Genomic DNA, 17916 nt, shown 5'->3' on the forward strand with positions numbered 1-17916 from the left:
ATCTGAAGGGAGAAAAATAAAAAGCACTTTGTAATAGGGTAGGGTATTTTAAATTGACTATCGGGTGGGAAGCCTTGACTACTGAAGAGAAGACTGCACTCTTGCAGCAAATATTCCAGAGTTTGGATGCAGAGCTAAAGGCCACGGTTATTGCGGAAATGACCAAGTGCATGGACTTAGACACAAAGGCAAAGCTAGTGGCAAAGCTGCTGGGTGGTGAAAATACAACCCAAATAGTAATAGGCCAGAATCAAACCACAGCCAAAAACGCCTTTCTATTTAATCTCTCTTCAAAAGAGCAAATGGCAGAGGCGCTAATAGTTGTCGCTAATGTTCTAAAAGAAGATTCCTAGCAGAAAATCTAGGATGCCATTACCTATGGTGGGCCTCCTTTTCCATCGCTATATTTCCCTGATTGTATTGGTGGGAGCGTTTCCCCAAGGAACACTGCAATAATTTTCTTAGGGGAAATGAGAAAGGATATTTGACAAGATATTTGGTGGTTTACGCCGTAGGGCACCTGATGATTGGTTCGGTGCATTACCTTGTTAACTCACCCTACAATAGGAGGCGATGGCGAAAAGCTCTTGTCGTAGCTGATCGCACTATAAGAGTGGCTATCACTCTTTATTCTCTTTTCCTTTTTCCCAGGGGCTGTAGTTCTTCTCCCTTTCCCTTGGACTCCGTAGGATTCACCTTCTCAATTAGGGCATTGATCACATCCCAGTTAAGGAAGATGAATTGGCTCACTTGTGCTTGATTTTTTTCTTCTTCCGTTACACCTGTCCCCATTCCCACATCGAGATCCACTCCGTACATTTTAAAGTACAACAACAATTTGTTATACATCACACCGCCTTGATTGAATCCCTCTTCATTAAAACCCGATGCCAGTATTTCATCATTCTGTGATATTTTCACACCCTCTTTCATTATCTCCTTCCCTGCCTGTGCCTGCACCGCGTGCGCTTGTAGTTCACTCATGATCTTGTCGTACCACGGGCCACTCCCTCTCACCCTTCCTTCCTGTGGGCTGCCAACCTTTAAATCATCTATCGCATGTTGCATTTCATGGCACATGGCGATGATCTTACTTTTCGCTACACTTTGCTTTGTCTCTTCGTCGTAGTTTTCGTCTAATACTCCCACTTTGATTATTCCTTTTTGTCTATCCTCGTCGTAACTGTAACTCGCCGATCCACTTCCTGGTTGCTCGGCAATAACCAATACTTCTTTCTCCAATTTGGACACCTCCGATAATTGCTGCCTATAGATATCGGGTACTTTCAATCCAAATACTTTTTGGTCACTTCCCTCGGTGTTTAGGTACTCCGTACCTTTCTCAAACATGATCTTTCTCTGTAGCAACGCTTTTCCTTGCCCATCTCCCTCCGTCCCTTTTCCCTTCTGCTGCACCACATGAGTCAACTCATGGGCTAACAACTCCTGCCCCCCTCGACTCCCAGGATTATATTCCCCCTGGCGAAAGAACACATCCTCACCTGTGGTAAACGCCTTTGCCTGAATCGATTGGTTCAACTGGTCAGATTGAGTATCTGTGTGAACCTTCACTCCACTGAAATCAGCCCCAAACGCCCGTTCCATCGGTTCTTTGATATTTTCTGTCAGTGGCTGTCCGCTACCCTTTGCCCCCTGGATGGATTCTTCAATATCTGGTGTGGCATCTGTCCCACCTCCAACAGACAGACGTTGCACCATTGACTTCATTTGCACTCCTTCTTCAGGTATTTCCTGACGCCCAAGAGTACCAGACAGCGGTTTCATTCGCAGTTCTTCTTCAGGTGTTTCCTGACGCTGAACACTTTCACTCTGAGGGGCATTAATTCGCTGCACCACATCCTGCGCCATCTGATCTGCCTCTTGTTCATACTTATCCCCAGGCTGACCGATGGTGAGCTTCATCTGAATTCTTGGTGTCCGGGCTGGAGTTGTACGGGGTGTAAGTTTTGAGCCATCTATAAGGCCGCTTTTATACTCATTTACGTCTGACTTTTGAGTCTGTAAGTTTGGCGTTTGCTGTTGTTGGGGTGTCGCTTCGCTTGGAGGGTAAGCGGCAAAGGGACGCGGTGCAAATTGACTCTTTGCTGGTTTGTCTGAGGAATTGGAAGAATTTTTAAAAGTTCTGTGCTGTCTGCTATACATTTACTCAATCCTTGAAGTAGAAGTGTTTACGAGTTATTGCCAGATATTACTGATGATGACTTCTGCCGCATCTTCACCCAATTTACTGGTACCAACAACCACAGCCGAGTTATCACTTTTCAACAAGAAAACATGAAAGCCTATTTTCTTGCCCTTAGTGCCTGCTGACTCAGTTTCACTACTACCTCTTGGGGTAATGGGTCAATTAGCGCGTCTGAGGGCAGCGATTTAATAAATGCTGTTACCTCCTCCCCACTTTGGTACTTCCCCTCAGTCCAGGCATCAGCGATCGCTTTTGCTACTTTATCAGCATCATCCCGTTGGTTGTGGGCGGTGATGCACTGAATGTCTAACCCGGTAAAGGTAATCCAGGTCTGCCAGCGTCCCGTGACTGGATGCTGCACTATACCTGTGCTAATTTCGTTCTCTTCAAGTGCTTGCTTCCGGCTGCGACCAAATTCTTTATTAAATAATTTCTTAACCATAGTTTTGAACAGTAGGTGCTGTTCTATTATTCCACTAAGAATTGCGGGAGAAGGAGATAATACTCCCCCTCGACCTAACTGTACCCCGTATTGGGTTTTTTGACTGCTAGGTTAAATTATTTGCTTTCTCAACTGCTTCCTTTAACTCTTCAAAGGTAATACTACCGTCTTCGTCTGAATCATACCGTATTAGTAACTCCTGGGGGCTACTGGTATTTGTTTCTGATGAGATGATTGCACTTAAGCCAGGACTTAAAAAAAGCTCATTAATGGACACTTTACCGTCTTGATCGCGATCTAAGGTATTAAAAAGAGATTGAAGCTCTTGCTCGGTTGTCATAAGTTTCTATCTGAATTAGGTTTTCAACTTAATATCTCATTAATCTCTTAAAATTAAATAAACTTGTATCCTTAGACGTAGAAATGGGTATCGCTGGGGCTTAGATGGGGTATAGCAAAGATTGATGAAAAATTCCGCCATTTGGCGTGAAATGCTTGTCTAGGAAGCTTTTCACTCATAACAGGTTGCGCTCATCTGCGGTGCGCCAAAAGTGATCACTGCCAGTGGTCTATTTCTTTGAGAGAGTTATTCATTGCCTAAAACGGAAGCTGATACCTCATCAGAGAAACGCCCAAAACCTTGATGATTGCAAAGAGTAATTATTAAACATTGCCTAAATTGGCTCAAACCAGGCAATGTTTTGGATGTTAAATGAGAGAGGAATTCTAAAATCACTGGAATGCTCTCTGGATAAGTGTTTTAAGCGATATGGCGGAATTTTTCGTGAATCGTTGCAATACCCCGTGCAGCCTACCGTAGGCGATCGCCTCTTTTGTACTAAGAATTGGGTGGGGCGATCGCTCAAGGGACACTACGATAATTTCTTGAGGGAAATGGTGGAAAAGCGATTGTGCAGCCTACCGCAGGCGATGGGCTACGCCCCGCTGGAAGCGATCGCATGGTTTCCCTGATTGTGTTGGGGGAGGGTTTGCCCCAAGGAACACTTTGATAATTTTCTTAAGGGAAATGGTGGGGTTCCCTGCTATACAAGCGTAATAGCTTAGTTATCAGAGTTGTTAGGTGATAGTTGTGATTGCTCGACCATTACTTATTTGCAGATTATTTAGAGATTGTTGACTTTGAATAATACCAATCAATTGTTCAGAACCATTACCATCAAAGCGATCAGCATCAAAGAAAATGCCTAGACCAGAAACACCATTTGGTAGACTTACTTTTTCTAGCTCATACTCGATTGCTCCTTTAAGCTGAATAATATCTTTCCCTGGCTCAAAGTCAGCAATTAAAGCATAGCTTGGTGGTGGTTCATTTGGAGGGGGCGCGATGATGAACCTAATCTGACTATCATCGTAATAAAGCTTGAAAGGCTCTCCCAGAACAAAGGTATCTCTGCCCGCACCGCCAATGAGTGTATCCCGCTCTAACTGACCTGGTTGTTCCTCGGAAGAATCCACACCAATCAGAATATCATCACCCGCGCCACCGATTAAAGTGTCATTACCGCCATTACCAATTAAGGTATCTGCACCGCCATCTCCAAAGAGGACATCAGCAGCAAAACCACCACGAAGGGTGTCTTTTCCAGCACCACCATTGAGAGTATTATTGCCAGATGAGAATTCCGCAGACAGGGAATCATTGCCAATCCCACCAAATAGCAGGTTATCGCCTGTTGCATATTCAACACTCAAGTAATCGTCGCCAGCACCACCATTGAGAGTATTATTGCCAGATGAGAATTCCGCAGACAGAGAATCATTTCCAATTCCACCAAATAGCAGGTTATCGCCTGTTGAATTGCTAACATCTAAGAAATCGTCACCAGCCCCACCAATGAGGGTGTTATTGCCAGACGGCTTAGGGCCGTTGAAATCTAAAGCTATCAGAAAGGTGGAGGCAGAAAGAAAATCATTGCCATCGCCACCAAAAAGTAGATTATTGCCTGCTGAAAAGTCAACATACAAATTATCATCTCCAGTGCCACCATAAAGGGTGTTATCGCCCAAGGTGTTAGTAGCAAAGAGATTATCATTGTCAGCGCCACCAAAAAGCAGACTATCGCCTGTTGAATTGCTAACATCTAAGAAATCGTCACCAGTCCCACCTTCGAGGGTATCGCTGCCCCCGTTACCAAATAAAATATCATCACCCGCCAAGCCTCTAATCAAATCATTGCTTGTCGTGCCATTGAGGAAGTCGTTATCACTAGTACCATTGATCTTTGCCATGCTTTTACCTAGTTGAATTATTTTTTTCAGATTCCTATAGCTTTCAAAAAGCAGTTAGTACTCTTTAAATTATCCTAGCAAAGGTTTATATGGTAATACTGAACTCTAAGCAATTTTTACTCAAGAAAGACAAGCGGTGGTTGTTGATATTTTTCTCTGAGTAACGGAAAAAAGCTTCATTATCTATCTTTCTTAACAGCAGTTTGACCCGGCATTTGAGGTGGTGCTGGAGGCTGTGTTCTGGGTGAGGGTGGTGAATACCGAGAGGTGAACTACTCTCTACTCACTTCTACCTTATGCTTTAATGTTCGGGTTTAGCCTGACTGAAGCCAAACATGGTCAATAGCCAGTGATGCCATTCTTGATGAGTTATCAGCACCTTTAAAGCTGACTCTAAACTCACATCTAAGTCTCGATTTTGAATATCGATAATTAATTGATAAACTAATTCTAAATAGATTCTGTCGTTTTTATTCAAAAAGCGAAACTTGCCATTTGACATATTATTTAGCTTACTTATTTCTTCTCAACTAACTTTACCTTTGTATCGACAACTACAAAATCCATATCACTCTGGCTATAGTTAGTTTGTATTGTGGTTTCCACGCTTGTATTGGATAGAAGGGCGATTCCAGGGCGTAGCGCTTCGCGATCGCTATATTTCCCCTAAGAATTTTGTAGAGGTGCGTTGGCGCAGCCTACCGTAGGTAATCGCAAAAACCTAACTCTACTCAAGAGAGATTCCCAATTCCAGTATTGCTAATTGCTGTTTTGCACATTTGCGGGAATTATAACTAATCAACCGGACTTGATATTACTTGGGCAACCAGCGGTTTAAAGATTCTTTCCGTTGTTGATTTTTCTCTCCTGGACTCATTTCTAAAGGACTTTGTTTTTTAAATGCTTGCGGGTTATACATTCCTGTTTCCCAGTTTCCATACATAGGATTAGGAATGGCAATGTAAGCAGGTTCAATCACCCCATTTGGTATGGCATCAAGCACACCATAAAAATTGCGATTCTTGTCTACATGGTCACGACGTTGTTGATTTTTCTTACCTGCTGTTTCATCAAAGTCGTTGAGGTTATCCCCAATTAAAGCGATTACTGTATACTTTTTTCCGTCGGCACTACCATTCTTTACTGCTTCTATTCGCCATTGTTTAGAAGTATTTTCTTTACCATCAATTATTTTACTAAACTTTCCTTTTAGCAAAACTGTCTGTTCATTTACTCCTGTGAATCCAACTGATTTTAAATTACTGATAGTGGCTGTTTCTACAGCGCTTTTTTGATATTTATTAACTCTCTTTCCGTCTCGGTCTGAAATAAAAAATACCTTCCCTCCATTGCTATTTACATAATTAACAAATTCAAGTGCTCCTGGAATAGATTTGTTCTTTGCTTCCTTGACCCATTGATTCCAAGTATCGGGTTGAAAAACATTATCACTATCAAATAACCCAGCTTGATAAGGGCTATTATCAAGAACCGTTTCGTCAATATCAACAATAATAGCTGGGCGGGAAATGTCTTTTGATTTAGCTTGGTCAAAGGTGAGTTTGGCTATATTGAATGCTTGATAAGCTAAAGCTCTGTATTCTCCAGATTGTTGCACCCAATTAACTGCTATCATTGATTGATCATTTAATTGTTGGTTGGTAATGCCTTCTTGTGTGCCTTGTTGTAATTGTGACAGTAATAGCACTGGTGCTAATGCAGTAATGGTCAGGAATTGAGATGGTAATTTGGACATTTTTCCTGTGGTGGTTACAGTGTTTTTAATTTAGGTTTGTTTGATGATTTTTTCTGTGATCGCCAATCCCAAGGAGCGATAAATTGTGAGTCCCCCCAAATATTTAAACTTTGTTGTTTAGCCTCAGCTTCAGCCTGTTCTACAATAGTGGCACTAGGGCAGCTTTTCAGGTATTTTCGATAAACCATAGCTAATCCTTCTTTAACTAATATCTGTTGAGTAAAAGTACCATCTGGTAAACGTACTTCAGCAACTTTACGACCATAGCGGTCAGTATCTACTATATTTAGTGTTACCTGAGTATCTGGTTTTATTAGTGATTCTAATCGTTCTTTGGCTTTATTGCCCCATAGAAACTGATTTTTATTAGCAGGAGCGGTACTGTTTTTTTCCGCATCAGAATGAGGTATCTCTGCGGTATCTATACAAGCAAATCGCACTCTAATTTCTTCACCAGATTTATCAGTGACAGTTATTGTATCGCCGTCATCAACTTGCTTGACCTGATAACTTGACTGAGAGGGAGAATTAGATATAACTCGTTTTACTTGAACGCTTGATTGAGTAGGAGAATTGGACACATTTTCTAATAAATTCAATTGATTAGGCTGTGTAATTTTTAATTCTAAGATTCCTCGTTGTGTTTTTTGAGGTACAACATTTATTATCTTGACTTCTTTACCCTGTAAAGCGATTGGATTAGAAGCACCGGGAACTTGATTGAGAATTTTTCGAGGTATGACTATTTGGTAAACTTTATTATCTTTTCCCGATAAATTGAAAGTTTCAGTTTCACTATCTCTGCGACTCCATCCATTAATTTGCCCTAACATTTCTGTATTAGAAGTATTTAATGGTTGAACTGGAGTATTTTTAGATTTAGAGCAAAAAAAGTTAACAGGGTTTATCTGAAAATTGGCACATCGTAAAACTTCTTCTGCCTTGCGAGAAATATGTATCAACTGTGAGTAATTAGGTTCTTCGCCACTACCATAATTAGCTTGTTTTTTAATATTATCAGGTGCATCAAGCATAAGTTTTTTAATAATCTCACGGTCAGATTCAGAAAGTTTAGGTGATAGGTAAACACTAGAACCAGGAACTTGCTTGCTTAGGTGAATAATTTTGAAAGCTTTATCATTTTTAACTGTGTCATAAGCGGCTGCTCCTAAATCAGCTTTTCCAGTTTTGACTAAATCTTTAATATCTTTTCCTCGATGCCCCATGTTTACCTTTAGACTTTTACCAAATAAGTCATAAGCAGGTATGTAGAAGCTGGATGCTGAATTAAAATCTCCCATAGCAATAGTATTTGTAGATTTTAAATCACTGAGTGATTGAATACTACTGTTAGATTTGGCAAATAAAGCTGCTTGGTAATATGGAGGATTATTAGGAAACATTCGGGCTGCAAAACGATAATCGTTATTTTTAGCAGCTATAGAAAGTATTGGTGATAAAGTAAAGGCAATATCCCACTCTTTATTTATAAGCCTTTTTCGGACTTCTTCATAAGAAATAGATTCATCACCATCAAGGACTATTTGAACTTTATTACCAAATTGAGAACGTAAGTAAGTAGTTAGTTCTTGATAGTAACCAGGCTTGCTCAAAATTCCTATGGTTAAAGAACTTGTTTGTAAGCCTTGCTGCTTATTTTCAATGACAGTATAAGGTGAGGAAACTGGGGGTTTGGGTAGATTAGGCTTACAACCTGATAAACTCAAAACTCCAGCAAATGCTATAAACTTTATAAAAGTATGATTGTTTTTAGAATTAGACACTAGATACCACCTGTATTTTTACGATTAAGCTGCTTGTTGATTAGGTACACCATTAAGTCTTTGCAAAATTTGTTGATAAGTTCTTGCATTTTGTAAATGAGATTGGTTGTCTAATTGTTCAATAACAGTAATCAAATTATTCAGTGTGGTCACTCTGTAAAAACCACCTATATTAGATTCAATGTCATTATCAATATCCGAGTTCGCCGGAAATACAACAACACCATATACAGGAAATCTATTCCGATTTGACGATTTGACATATTGGTACAAAGAATCGGCATAAGTTTTAACTTGCTGATAAGGGTTTTCTCCCCAACAAGCATAAATATACAGTTTTCTAGTTCCTGTATTACAAGTCCATCCAGTATTACGCGGATTACCAACAGATGTAATTGTTCCCTGATAAGATTTAGCTTCTATAACGATACAGCACTTATTCATAACAATTATGAAATCAGTAAACTTACTCCCTTGCTTTCCAGTACCTACATCAAATTGTGTCAATACTCTTTCTGAAGAAAAATGCTGCTCTAAGGTATTTTTAATGGACACTTCAAAATTATTTAAAGGGTGCCGACCTTCATCCTCTTTTATACGTTCAATTTCTTCGCCTAAAATCTCTAATTCAGCTTGTGTCTGCTTTTCACGCTGTGCTAATTCTTGTTCTCGCTGTTGAGATTCTAATAAAGAATTTTGCAAAAGCTCTAGTTGAGTGTTAAGTTGTTCTTGTACCAATATTTGATTATATAATTTTTGTTCTAATACAGTAATAATTTTTTGGGAACCTTTTTCATTACTTCGGAGTTCTTCTAATTCAGATTCAGCCAAGGAACGAGAATTTTCAATATCCTGTATTTGTTTTTGGAGTTGAGCTAATTCATTTTCTTTAATTTCATTTGATTCAGTAGCTTCTAGTTGTTTCTTCTGAGCAAGCCGCAAACGCTCATTTAATTGTCCAATATTTTGTTGGTATTGTTTCTGTTTATTTAGATTTTGTTCAGCTTCTAATCTAGTTTTTTCTAGTTCGGCTTGCAGAGGCATTAAATCTTCTGCATTTTTTGGCAACCTATTGAGCGATTCCTTCAGTTGAGAAATTTCCTGATAAAGCTTATTATTCTGATTACGAACTTTATTAGTATCCCTAATTAATTCACTTTTTTCTCGTTCTCTTTGATTTTGGGATAATGTTAGTTCATTTATTCTCTCAGCTAATTGAATTGCTAAGGCTTTATTGTAATCTTTTAATGTCTGTTCTCTTTCTTTAGCTTTAGCTTCAGATACCCGTTTTTTGTAAAGAATGTATTCTAAAAAAGTCCAAATAGCCAAGCCACCTGTGACACAGGCCAGTAAGGTCATTGTGTAAGTTTGAATGCGACTACTTTCAGATAGGGGATTACTCAACCAGTTTGAAAAATCATCCTGGAAGGTTGGTCTTACACCCCTAACATAGTAAACTCTGCCAATAACTCGACCTTTATTTGTTAAATTAGTAGCGGTACGGTTAATAGCATGAGAATTACTATAAGTCCACTGAGAGAAGACAGGAGGAGGGTCAAGCAACAAATCGTAAGAATGATTTTTTAATTTTTCTGGATTGAGAGCAGCTTTCCAAGAGGAAGAACGGTCAGAATTTTTACCAGAGTAGGCAATAATTTTTTGTCCACTAGAATCTGTCACAATTAACCCAAACAGACTGTAATTACTATCTAAGGTGCGTTGTACTTCTTCAGGTTGGTTTTGAGTTATTGCATAAGAGAGTTTCGTTGGTAAAGTGTGAGATAAGATGTTAAAATCAACAGTTTGGACACGAAATATTGTTTTGTCCCAATAGTTGTTATAGCGGTCTAAACTTGTAAATGCCCCAACCGTAAAAGTGATTATTCCAGCTAAAGTTAATCTACCTATACTCTTTGCGGCTTGTATTTTATTTGATGGGCGTCTTTTATCATTCTCTTGTCTGTTTATCATATAACACTCTTTTAAAATTATTTAACTGAGGTGACAGGCACAAATTTAGGACGATGTTTACTTAATTGCTGGATCTAGAGGAGCGCGATCGCTTCCAGGGGGCGGGTACACCATCGCACCTTTGAATTCCCAAGAGTGACATTTCCCCGCTTGTATGCCGTCATCTAAGCTACCCAGTCTTTGCATAACAACTCCGCTTGTTCCAACACTGTTGCCGTTGCCTTCTCCTGTTTATCGGGTGGATAGCCATATTTTTTGAGTAATCGTTTAACTGTCACACGTAACTTAGCCCGGACATTTTCCTTCACAGTCCAATCAATGGTTAAATTAGAGCGGATGGCTTTTACCAAATCACGAGCGATCGCTTTGAGGGTGTTGTCTCCCAAGCTGATAACCGCGCTGTCATTCACCTCCAGGGCATCATAAAAAGCAGTTTCGTCTTCAGTTAGTCCTAAGTTTTCACCCCGTTTCTGTGCCTCCCTCATGGCTTTTACTAGTTCAATGAATTCGTTGATGACTTGGGCGGTTTCTATAGCACGATTTTGGTATCTTTTGATGGTGTTTTCTAACATTTCTCGAAAAGAGCGAGATTGAATCAAATTTTTGCGGGAACTAACTTTGATTTGGTCATTGATTAATTTTTGTAAGGCTTCTAGGGCCACATTCCGGTAGGGTAAACCCCGCACTTCTTCGAGAAATTCATCAGACAGGACAGCGATATTTGGTTTGTTCAGTCCAGCAGATGCAAAGATGTCTATTACTTGGTCACTAGCGATCGCTTTCGAGACAATCTGGCGAACTGCTGCATCAACATCTTCTGGACTTTTGCCGTTAATTGTGGTATGCTTCACCATCGCTGCTTTGATAGCTTGAAAAAATCCCACTTCATCCCGAATAGCGATCGCCTCATCAGTGCTGCTAACTAGGGCAAAAGCCTGGGATAATTCAGTCACAGCCTTGATATAGCGTTGTTTACCGTCCTCTAGTCCCAAGATATGATTCAGGGCAGCGGGAATCATTGATACTCGTTCTGTGGGTTTACCTGTAAAGAACTTCTGGTAGTTGAAGCCGTGATACATCCCTTGCACCACTTCATATTTTTCTTGCAACACAGCTAAAGCAAGTTCTGTAGGAATACCTGTTTCCCCTCTATCGCTTTCGGTGTAGTCTTTCAGTGCCTCCTTGAGTTGTTCAGCGATACCCAGGTAATCAACCACCAACCCCCCTGGCTTGTCTTTAAAGACGCGATTTACCCTAGCGATCGCTTGCATCAAATTGTGTCCCTGCATCGGTTTATCTACATACAGACTATGCAGACTTGGGGCATCAAAGCCGGTTAACCACATATCCCGGACTATGACTAATTTAAAAGGATCATCTGCTTTTTTGAAGCGTTTAGCTAAATCTTTGCGGCGTTTTTTATTGCGGATGTGGGGTTGCATTTTCTCTTCATCAGCAGCGGAACCAGTCATCACCACTTTGAGAAAACCTTGGCTATCGTCTTCACTGTGCCATTCTGGTTTAAGTTGGGTGATGGCGTTGTACAAGTCTGCACAAATCCTGCGACTCATGCAAACAATCATCCCCTTACCATCTCTGAGTTCCGGTGCTGCGGTGCGATTCTCGAAATGTGCGACAATATCTTTAGCAATTTGAGCAATGCGTTTTTCTGCACCCACCAAAGCTTCTAATCTTGCCCATCTGCTTTTGAGCTTTTCCTTGCTGGTGAGTTCTTCGTCCTCGGTGATTTCTTCAAATTCCGGGTCAATTTTCGGACGTTCTGAAGGTTCCAAATCTAGTTTAGCCAGTCGTCCCTCATAATAAATTTTGACCGTGGCTTCATCTTCCACAGCGCGTTGAATGTCGTAAATGTCGATATAATTACCAAACAGGGCAGCAGTATTTTTATCAGTTTGGCTAATGGGTGTACCTGTGAACCCCACAAAGGAAGCGTTAGGGATGGCGTCTCTTAAATATTTAGCGTAACCGTATTTAATATAAGCCGCATCATCTTTTTGAACGACTTTCGCTTTTAAACCGTATTGGCTTCTGTGTGCTTCATCGGCTATTAAAACAATATTGCGTCTGGGGGAAAGTTCCGGGTATTCGTTACCCGTCTCTGGGGCAAATTTTTGGATGGTGGTAAAAACAATTCCCCCCGCTGCAACTTGGAGTAATGCTGTTAAACTTTCCCTATTTTCTGCTTGAACTGGGGTTTGGCGTAATAAATCAGCGCAGGATGAGAAGGTATTAAATAATTGGTCGTCAAGGTCGTTTCTATCGGTGAGGATAACTAGAGTGGGGTTTCTCATGTCTGGTTCTTGAATGAGTTTCCCCGCATAGAAGGCCATAGTTAGGCTTTTACCGCTGCCTTGAGTATGCCAAACTACGCCAACTTTTTGATCACCATTAAGACGGGTGGCTTTGATGGTAGCAGTAATGGCTTTATTAACAGCGTGGTATTGGTGATAGCCGGCGATTTTTTTAATAATCGTGTCTTGGTCTACTTCAAAAACGATAAAGTATTGGAGAATATCTAATATAGTAGTTTTATTAAAGATGCCTTTGATAATTGTTTCTAGTTCTGATTGTCCTTTAGGAAAGATATTTTCACCATCTACAGAACGCCAAGGCATAAACCGTTCCCAATCTGCGGTTAAGGTTCCCACTCTGGCATTAACAACGTCTGATATTACGAGGATTTCGTTATAGGAAAATAAACAGGGGATATCTTTTTTATAAGTTTGCAGTTGATTAAATGCACCTTTGATGGTGGCGTATTCTTTAACAGCGTTTTTGAGTTCAATTACAGCGATGGGTAAACCATTAATAAAGATGATGACATCAGGGCGGCGATTATTTTTATTTTCAATGACGGTAAATTGATTAACTGCTAACCAATCGTTGTTATCAATTTCATCAAAATCAATTAACCAAAGTTTTTTATATTGAGTTTGTCCGTGTTGTTGGTATTCAACATCTACCCCTTCTGTGAGGTATTGATGAAAGCGGCGGTTATTTTCTTCTAAAACGGGGGTTTCGGTGCGGGTAATTTTTTTGATGGTGTCTTGGATTGCGTCAAAGGGAATCTGGGGGTTAATAATTTCTAAGGCGGTTTGCAAGCGGTTAATAAGGACGACATCGTTATATTCTTGGCGTTCGCTGTGGGGTATGTCGGGGGCGATTTCAGCACCATTAAGGGGGGTGTATCCGAGTTCTTCTAGCCAGTCTAGGGTGGCTTGTTCAACTGTGGATTCGGTGAATGTAGCGCTCATTTAGTAGGCACATCAAAAGCTAGAGTTGTCAGGATAAATTCGCGGTTCACATCGTCGCGGTTATGAAGCATACACCGAAAACCAGTTTCAAAATTACAAGAAAGCTCCCTTTTAAAGTTTGAATGAGACTTTATTATTGTTGGAATTTGCTGAACTACTGCTGTGAAGTCTTTGTTACGGTTAAATATTATGAGTGCAGTTTTTGTATCTCTCCACTTTGTATAGCCTAGTAATTGCTCTATAGTTTCTTGAAATCCCTTATCTCCCCTCCAAAATTTGCATTCTGCTATAAAAATATTCCGACCATTAACGCGGATTAATATATCTGTTTTTCCGTCACCATTAAAAGTCTCTCCGGTAGCTTGTCCCTCATAGTGTCCATTAAGCTGAACGAGAAAATGTTGTCGGAGGTGTTCTTCTTCCATTGTTTGAAATGCCTTGGGACTCCTTTCCATCACCATTACCATATTGGTAATTACAGATAATATATGCTCATACTCCTTCATCTCTAAGTCAGGTTCGGGAACAAAAGAGGTCGTATTTGCAGAGGGTCTGGTAACAATGAGTTTTCTCTGAACTGTTGGTACAATATAAGTCTGTGGCATATTATCTCTTTGTTTCAAGGGATAACCTAAAGCTGTTACTAGCTCCTGAGCTTTTAAAAGTTTTTGGCGACGATTTTCAATTTTAGGCTTTACTTTCGCGCGAATTGAGTTATTAAAAGTTAAAATGTCTCTGTTAATAAAATTTATATGTTCTTGAATGTTAGACAAATCATGTTTAAATCTTGATTGAATTATCGTAACTTCTGGTTGCCATTCAGGATATTCGAGTATAAGCTCACCATTATATATTTTTGCTGTCAATGGATTAGCAAAATCACCAATATATACAGATGGCTGGTATCTGAATAGCTCTTGCTCACCCTCAAATGAAATAAAATAAATAAACTTAGTTCCTTGTTCGTGGGTCAAGCCTCGATAAAAATTTGTTACAGGTACTAATGCTTCTTCTTGATCAACACGAATTTCATTATCTTTGAGTTGCAGTATTTCAAATTTACAATGATTCTCATAGTAATCACACCAGTCTTCTACACTTGTGTTGAGCAAAGTATTACTATCAGTTTCTTCTATATCTTGAGAAATTTGCTGTTCTCGTTCTAGTAGAACAGATCCGAGTTGTCTACCTGAAAACAAAGGTACTCTATCTTCCATTACGCTGCTATAGCCTCTAATAGTTTTTCTACTTGATTAACTCGGATTTGTCCTGACATCAATTTTGGTAATAGGGTGTCTCGGATAGTAGTAAGTGTATGCGATTCTCTTTGATTGCTCTTAATTCTTGCAAATATGTTAGCTACTTGATTTGTGAATTTTTCCATCAATCTGCTATCAGTAGTCAAGATAGGCATAGCTTTTATAATTTTTGAATTAACAGCTTCTGCAATAGATGAGGTACTCCCTAACTGGTTATAATCAAATGTTTTCAAATATAGGTACAGGTACTCACTCGATAATTCTACTTTGTTACCTAATTTGAAATGTGCAATCGCTTCATTTGTACTCATTTCTCCATCAGTTATAGCAACCCGGCCAATGGTTAACTTAAAACTTAAAAGAACTGTATGGTCTGGAACGACCCGCACATTAAACCGAGCTATGGCTTCTGAAACTAAATATTCCTTCGTGTCGGAAATAAATGTTCCACTCTCTCCCATATCACGGATCGATACCCAGCGAATATCATTGCAACTGGTAGAAAACCATTCTGATTCTTTTCTTGGTGGAGTTTTCCCAATTCCAATGCTGCAAATAGTGTCCGCAGGTTGATACGACCACCCCTTCGGAATTAAACCCAAAGACGACTCCTCAAACTCATCAGGGAATAAATCCGCTGTTGCTGCGTCCATACCTGCGGGTTGTCTCCCTTCCATCTTGGCGCGTACAGGGTCAAAATCTACAAACCACGACTTAAACATTGCCCTAGCCATTGCTTCTAGGGTTTCGTTCATCTGTTGGTTCAGTTCGATTTTGTCATCCAGAGAGGAGAGGATTTGTGCGATCGCTTTTTGTTCAGGGAGGGGGGGTAACAAAATTGGAAATGTGCGGAGATATGTAAGGTTTGTTTTAGGGACTCCAGTTGCTTCTGAATCTCGAATAATCTTTTCTCGACTCGCAGCAGATGAAAGGTAATAGTAGACAAAAAGTGGAGATGCAATATCCTGATCTACAGATAACTTCATCTGATTCGATGAAATGAGAAATTTTTTATATCGATGTGTTTGCGGTATTATTCCTAACTGACCAAGTGTGCCTTTTTTTGTAAAAATTATGTCGTCAAAACTGCATAAACTTCTTTCCAGACGTTTTGCAGTTTCATCAGATATAAAAGCAAATTCCTCGCCTTTGAAGCGAACATCTCCAAGCGAAAGGTTTGCACCTCTAATGACTGGTATACCTACAGGTACATATTCGGAAGCAGGTAAATTTGAACCAAACGGGCCATCCACTAAACCACGACCATCTTTTCGGGCAATGACGGATAATGTTGTCATTTCCCATCCGTTGGGAAAGTAGTTAGATTCCATATCCCAACCCCCGTAAATTCTGTTTAATCTTCCTCTCCAAATCTGCCGACTTCCTAAACTGCTCCTCTAACTTCTGCGTCAACCGTTCCATCTTTTCCTCAAACGGCTCATCATCCTCTTCCACCTCCTCAGCCCCCACATACCGCCCCGGCGTTAACACATAACCATGTCCCTGAATTTCCTCAAAACTTGCACCCTTACAAAAACCAGGAACATCTATATATTTTTCCTTCCCAGTACCCCGCCAATTATGATAAGTTTGGGCAATTCTTTTTATCTCCTCCTCCGTCAAATCCCGATGAACCCTATCAATTAAAACCCCCAATTTGCGCCCATCAATAAATAAAGTTTCTCCTCGGCGCTTGCGGAACTTACCCCCTGATTTATTCCGAGTCAAAAACCATAAACAAGCGGGAATTTGGGTGTTATAAAATAACTGCCCTGGTAACGCCACCATGCAATCAACCAAGTCAGCATCAATTAAAGCCTTTCTAATCTCCCCTTCCCCTGATTGATTAGAACTCATGGAACCATTAGCCAACACAAACCCCGCATAACCATGAGGTGCAAGATGGCTGATGATATGTTGAATCCAAGCATAATTGGCATTACCAGCCGAGGGTGTGCCGTAAATCCAACGCCCATCTTCTCGTAATCCTTCCCCTCCCCAATCGCTCATATTAAAAGGGGGATTCGCCAGAATATAATCTGCTTTTAAATCTTTATGTAAATCATTGCGAAAACTATCAGCATTTTTTGCCCCCAAATTGCCATCAATACCCCTAATGGCTAAATTTATTTTGCACAACTTCCAAGTCGTGGGGTTAGACTCTTGACCATAAATAGAAATATCCCCAATCTTGCCTTCATGTGCTTTAATAAACTTCTCCGACTGTACAAACATTCCCCCAGAACCACAGCAGGGGTCATAAACTCGCCCTTTGTAGGGTTCCAACATTTCTACTAACACCTTCACCACCGCCGGAGGAGTGTAAAACTGTCCCCCCTTCTTCCCCTCTGCATTGGCAAATTGTCCTAAAAAATACTCATAAACTCTTCCGAGAACATCATTTTTGCGACTTTCGGCATCTCCTAACCCAATAGTCCCAATTAGGTCTATCAACTCCCCCAGCAACCGTTTATCTAAAGCAGGTTTACCATATTCTTTCGGTAATACCCCCTTCAAAGAAGCGTTTTCTTTCTCGATTGCATCCATCCCCTCATCAATTAACTGCCCAATCAGTGGGTTTTTGGCGTGACTCTGGAAATGCAACCACCGCGCAACCTTGGGAACATAAAAGATATTCTCAGCGCTATATTCGTCCCTGTCTTCAGGTTCTGCGTATTCGTCCTGGGACAATTTCTCGTAGAGTTCGTTAAAAGCGTCTGATATGTATTTAAGAAATATCAACCCCAAAACCACGTGTTTATATTCAGCAGCATCTAAGTGACCCCGCAACTTATCGGCAGTTTGCCATAATTTCTCCTCAAACCCCAACTTGCTACCATTACCGTTTGCCTTAGAACTGAGCGAAGCCGAAGTTTTAGCAGTTCGGTTTCGTTCACTGCTAGAACTGACCGCAGCCGAAGTTTTAGTTTCTTTTGTTGCCACTTAGTTACTCCACTTTTACCAACGGTTAGC

At 40.4% G+C, this 17916-nt stretch carries 15 protein-coding genes; 2 read left to right on the forward strand and 13 right to left on the reverse strand.

The features are described 5' to 3' along the window. The first annotated feature begins 53 nt into the window (after positions 1–53). Positions 54–353 carry a hypothetical protein gene (locus CYLST_RS24740; protein WP_015210479.1) on the forward strand — a complete coding sequence of 100 codons (300 nt, stop codon included), beginning with the start codon at positions 54–56 and terminating at the stop codon, positions 351–353. A gap of 274 nt (positions 354–627) precedes the next feature. Here CYLST_RS24740 and CYLST_RS32515 read toward each other — a convergent pair whose 3' ends face one another. From CYLST_RS32515 to CYLST_RS24755, 3 genes are all read right to left on the reverse strand, one after another. Then, positions 628–2163: an eCIS core domain-containing protein gene (locus CYLST_RS32515; protein ID WP_015210480.1), complete on the reverse strand. Its 1536-nt coding sequence runs from the start codon at positions 2161–2163 to the stop codon at positions 628–630. Between the two features lie 140 nt (positions 2164–2303). Then, entirely contained in the window at positions 2304–2648 is a 345-nt protein-coding gene (locus CYLST_RS24750) for a hypothetical protein (RefSeq protein ID WP_015210481.1), read from the reverse strand. A 106-nt stretch (positions 2649–2754) separates the two neighbouring features. Next, positions 2755–2988 carry an EF-hand domain-containing protein gene (locus tag CYLST_RS24755; protein ID WP_015210482.1) on the reverse strand — a complete coding sequence of 78 codons (234 nt, stop codon included), beginning with the start codon at positions 2986–2988 and terminating at the stop codon, positions 2755–2757. A gap of 365 nt (positions 2989–3353) precedes the next feature. On the opposite strand from CYLST_RS24755, the gene CYLST_RS24760 reads away from it, so the two are divergent. Further along, the gene (locus CYLST_RS24760) at positions 3354–3620 is read left to right on the forward strand and encodes a hypothetical protein (protein ID WP_015210483.1); all 267 of its coding nucleotides are present in this window, start codon (positions 3354–3356) and stop codon (positions 3618–3620) included. Between the two features lie 105 nt (positions 3621–3725). Here CYLST_RS24760 and CYLST_RS24765 read toward each other — a convergent pair whose 3' ends face one another. The 10 genes from CYLST_RS24765 to CYLST_RS24805 all read right to left on the reverse strand — a co-directional run bounded on the left by CYLST_RS24765 (position 3726) and on the right by CYLST_RS24805 (position 17886). Continuing rightward, positions 3726–4898 carry a calcium-binding protein gene (locus tag CYLST_RS24765; protein WP_015210484.1) on the reverse strand — a complete coding sequence of 391 codons (1173 nt, stop codon included), beginning with the start codon at positions 4896–4898 and terminating at the stop codon, positions 3726–3728. Positions 4899–5199: 301 nt separating this feature from the next. Continuing rightward, a complete protein-coding gene (locus tag CYLST_RS24770; RefSeq protein ID WP_041233255.1) occupies positions 5200–5400 on the reverse strand; it encodes a hypothetical protein in 201 nt (66 codons plus the stop codon). 312 nt (positions 5401–5712) lie between these two features. Continuing rightward, complete coding sequence (locus tag CYLST_RS24775) at positions 5713–6654, reverse strand: 5'-nucleotidase, lipoprotein e(P4) family (protein WP_015210485.1); 942 nt, start codon at positions 6652–6654, stop codon at positions 5713–5715. Between the two features lie 14 nt (positions 6655–6668). Next, positions 6669–8438, reverse strand: coding sequence for a PhnD/SsuA/transferrin family substrate-binding protein (locus CYLST_RS24780; RefSeq protein WP_015210486.1), 1770 nt, complete (start codon positions 8436–8438; stop codon positions 6669–6671). 24 nt (positions 8439–8462) lie between these two features. Next, on the reverse strand, positions 8463–10409 hold the full coding sequence (locus tag CYLST_RS24785) for an NERD domain-containing protein (protein ID WP_015210487.1): 1947 nt from the start codon (positions 10407–10409) through the stop codon (positions 8463–8465). A gap of 57 nt (positions 10410–10466) precedes the next feature. Further along, on the reverse strand, positions 10467–10595 hold the full coding sequence (locus CYLST_RS36420; protein WP_015210488.1) for a hypothetical protein: 129 nt from the start codon (positions 10593–10595) through the stop codon (positions 10467–10469). Then, entirely contained in the window at positions 10574–13684 is a 3111-nt protein-coding gene (locus CYLST_RS24790) for a type I restriction endonuclease subunit R (protein ID WP_015210489.1), read from the reverse strand. Before CYLST_RS24790 ends, CYLST_RS36420 begins: the two co-directional genes overlap by 22 nt. Beyond that, positions 13681–14901 (reverse strand): hypothetical protein, encoded by a 1221-nt coding sequence (locus CYLST_RS24795; protein ID WP_015210490.1) that lies wholly within the window; start codon positions 14899–14901, stop codon positions 13681–13683. Before CYLST_RS24795 ends, CYLST_RS24790 begins: the two co-directional genes overlap by 4 nt. After that, the gene (locus CYLST_RS24800; RefSeq protein WP_015210491.1) at positions 14901–16274 is read right to left on the reverse strand and encodes a restriction endonuclease subunit S; all 1374 of its coding nucleotides are present in this window, start codon (positions 16272–16274) and stop codon (positions 14901–14903) included. The genes CYLST_RS24795 and CYLST_RS24800 overlap by 1 nt, the downstream gene beginning before the upstream one ends. Beyond that, complete coding sequence (locus CYLST_RS24805; protein ID WP_015210492.1) at positions 16264–17886, reverse strand: class I SAM-dependent DNA methyltransferase; 1623 nt, start codon at positions 17884–17886, stop codon at positions 16264–16266. The genes CYLST_RS24800 and CYLST_RS24805 overlap by 11 nt, the downstream gene beginning before the upstream one ends. Positions 17887–17916: the final 30 nt, after the last annotated feature.

Source organism: Cylindrospermum stagnale PCC 7417 (assembly GCF_000317535.1).
GTDB lineage: Bacteria > Cyanobacteriota > Cyanobacteriia > Cyanobacteriales > Nostocaceae > Cylindrospermum > Cylindrospermum stagnale.

Coding starts and splice junctions, on each gene's coding strand:
- CYLST_RS24795 (WP_015210490.1), bottom strand. CDS start 14,901: ATGGAAGATAGAGTACCTTTGTTTTCAGGTAGACAACTCGGATCTGTT.
- CYLST_RS24750 (WP_015210481.1), bottom strand. CDS start 2,648: ATGGTTAAGAAATTATTTAATAAAGAATTTGGTCGCAGCCGGAAGCAA.
- CYLST_RS24755 (WP_015210482.1), bottom strand. CDS start 2,988: ATGACAACCGAGCAAGAGCTTCAATCTCTTTTTAATACCTTAGATCGC.
- CYLST_RS24785 (WP_015210487.1), bottom strand. CDS start 10,409: ATGATAAACAGACAAGAGAATGATAAAAGACGCCCATCAAATAAAATA.
- CYLST_RS24770 (WP_041233255.1), bottom strand. CDS start 5,400: ATGTCAAATGGCAAGTTTCGCTTTTTGAATAAAAACGACAGAATCTAT.
- CYLST_RS32515 (WP_015210480.1), bottom strand. CDS start 2,163: ATGTATAGCAGACAGCACAGAACTTTTAAAAATTCTTCCAATTCCTCA.
- CYLST_RS36420 (WP_015210488.1), bottom strand. CDS start 10,595: ATGCAAAGACTGGGTAGCTTAGATGACGGCATACAAGCGGGGAAATGT.
- CYLST_RS24775 (WP_015210485.1), bottom strand. CDS start 6,654: ATGTCCAAATTACCATCTCAATTCCTGACCATTACTGCATTAGCACCA.
- CYLST_RS24760 (WP_015210483.1), top strand. CDS start 3,354: ATGTTAAATGAGAGAGGAATTCTAAAATCACTGGAATGCTCTCTGGAT.
- CYLST_RS24790 (WP_015210489.1), bottom strand. CDS start 13,684: ATGAGCGCTACATTCACCGAATCCACAGTTGAACAAGCCACCCTAGAC.
- CYLST_RS24765 (WP_015210484.1), bottom strand. CDS start 4,898: ATGGCAAAGATCAATGGTACTAGTGATAACGACTTCCTCAATGGCACG.
- CYLST_RS24800 (WP_015210491.1), bottom strand. CDS start 16,274: ATGGAATCTAACTACTTTCCCAACGGATGGGAAATGACAACATTATCC.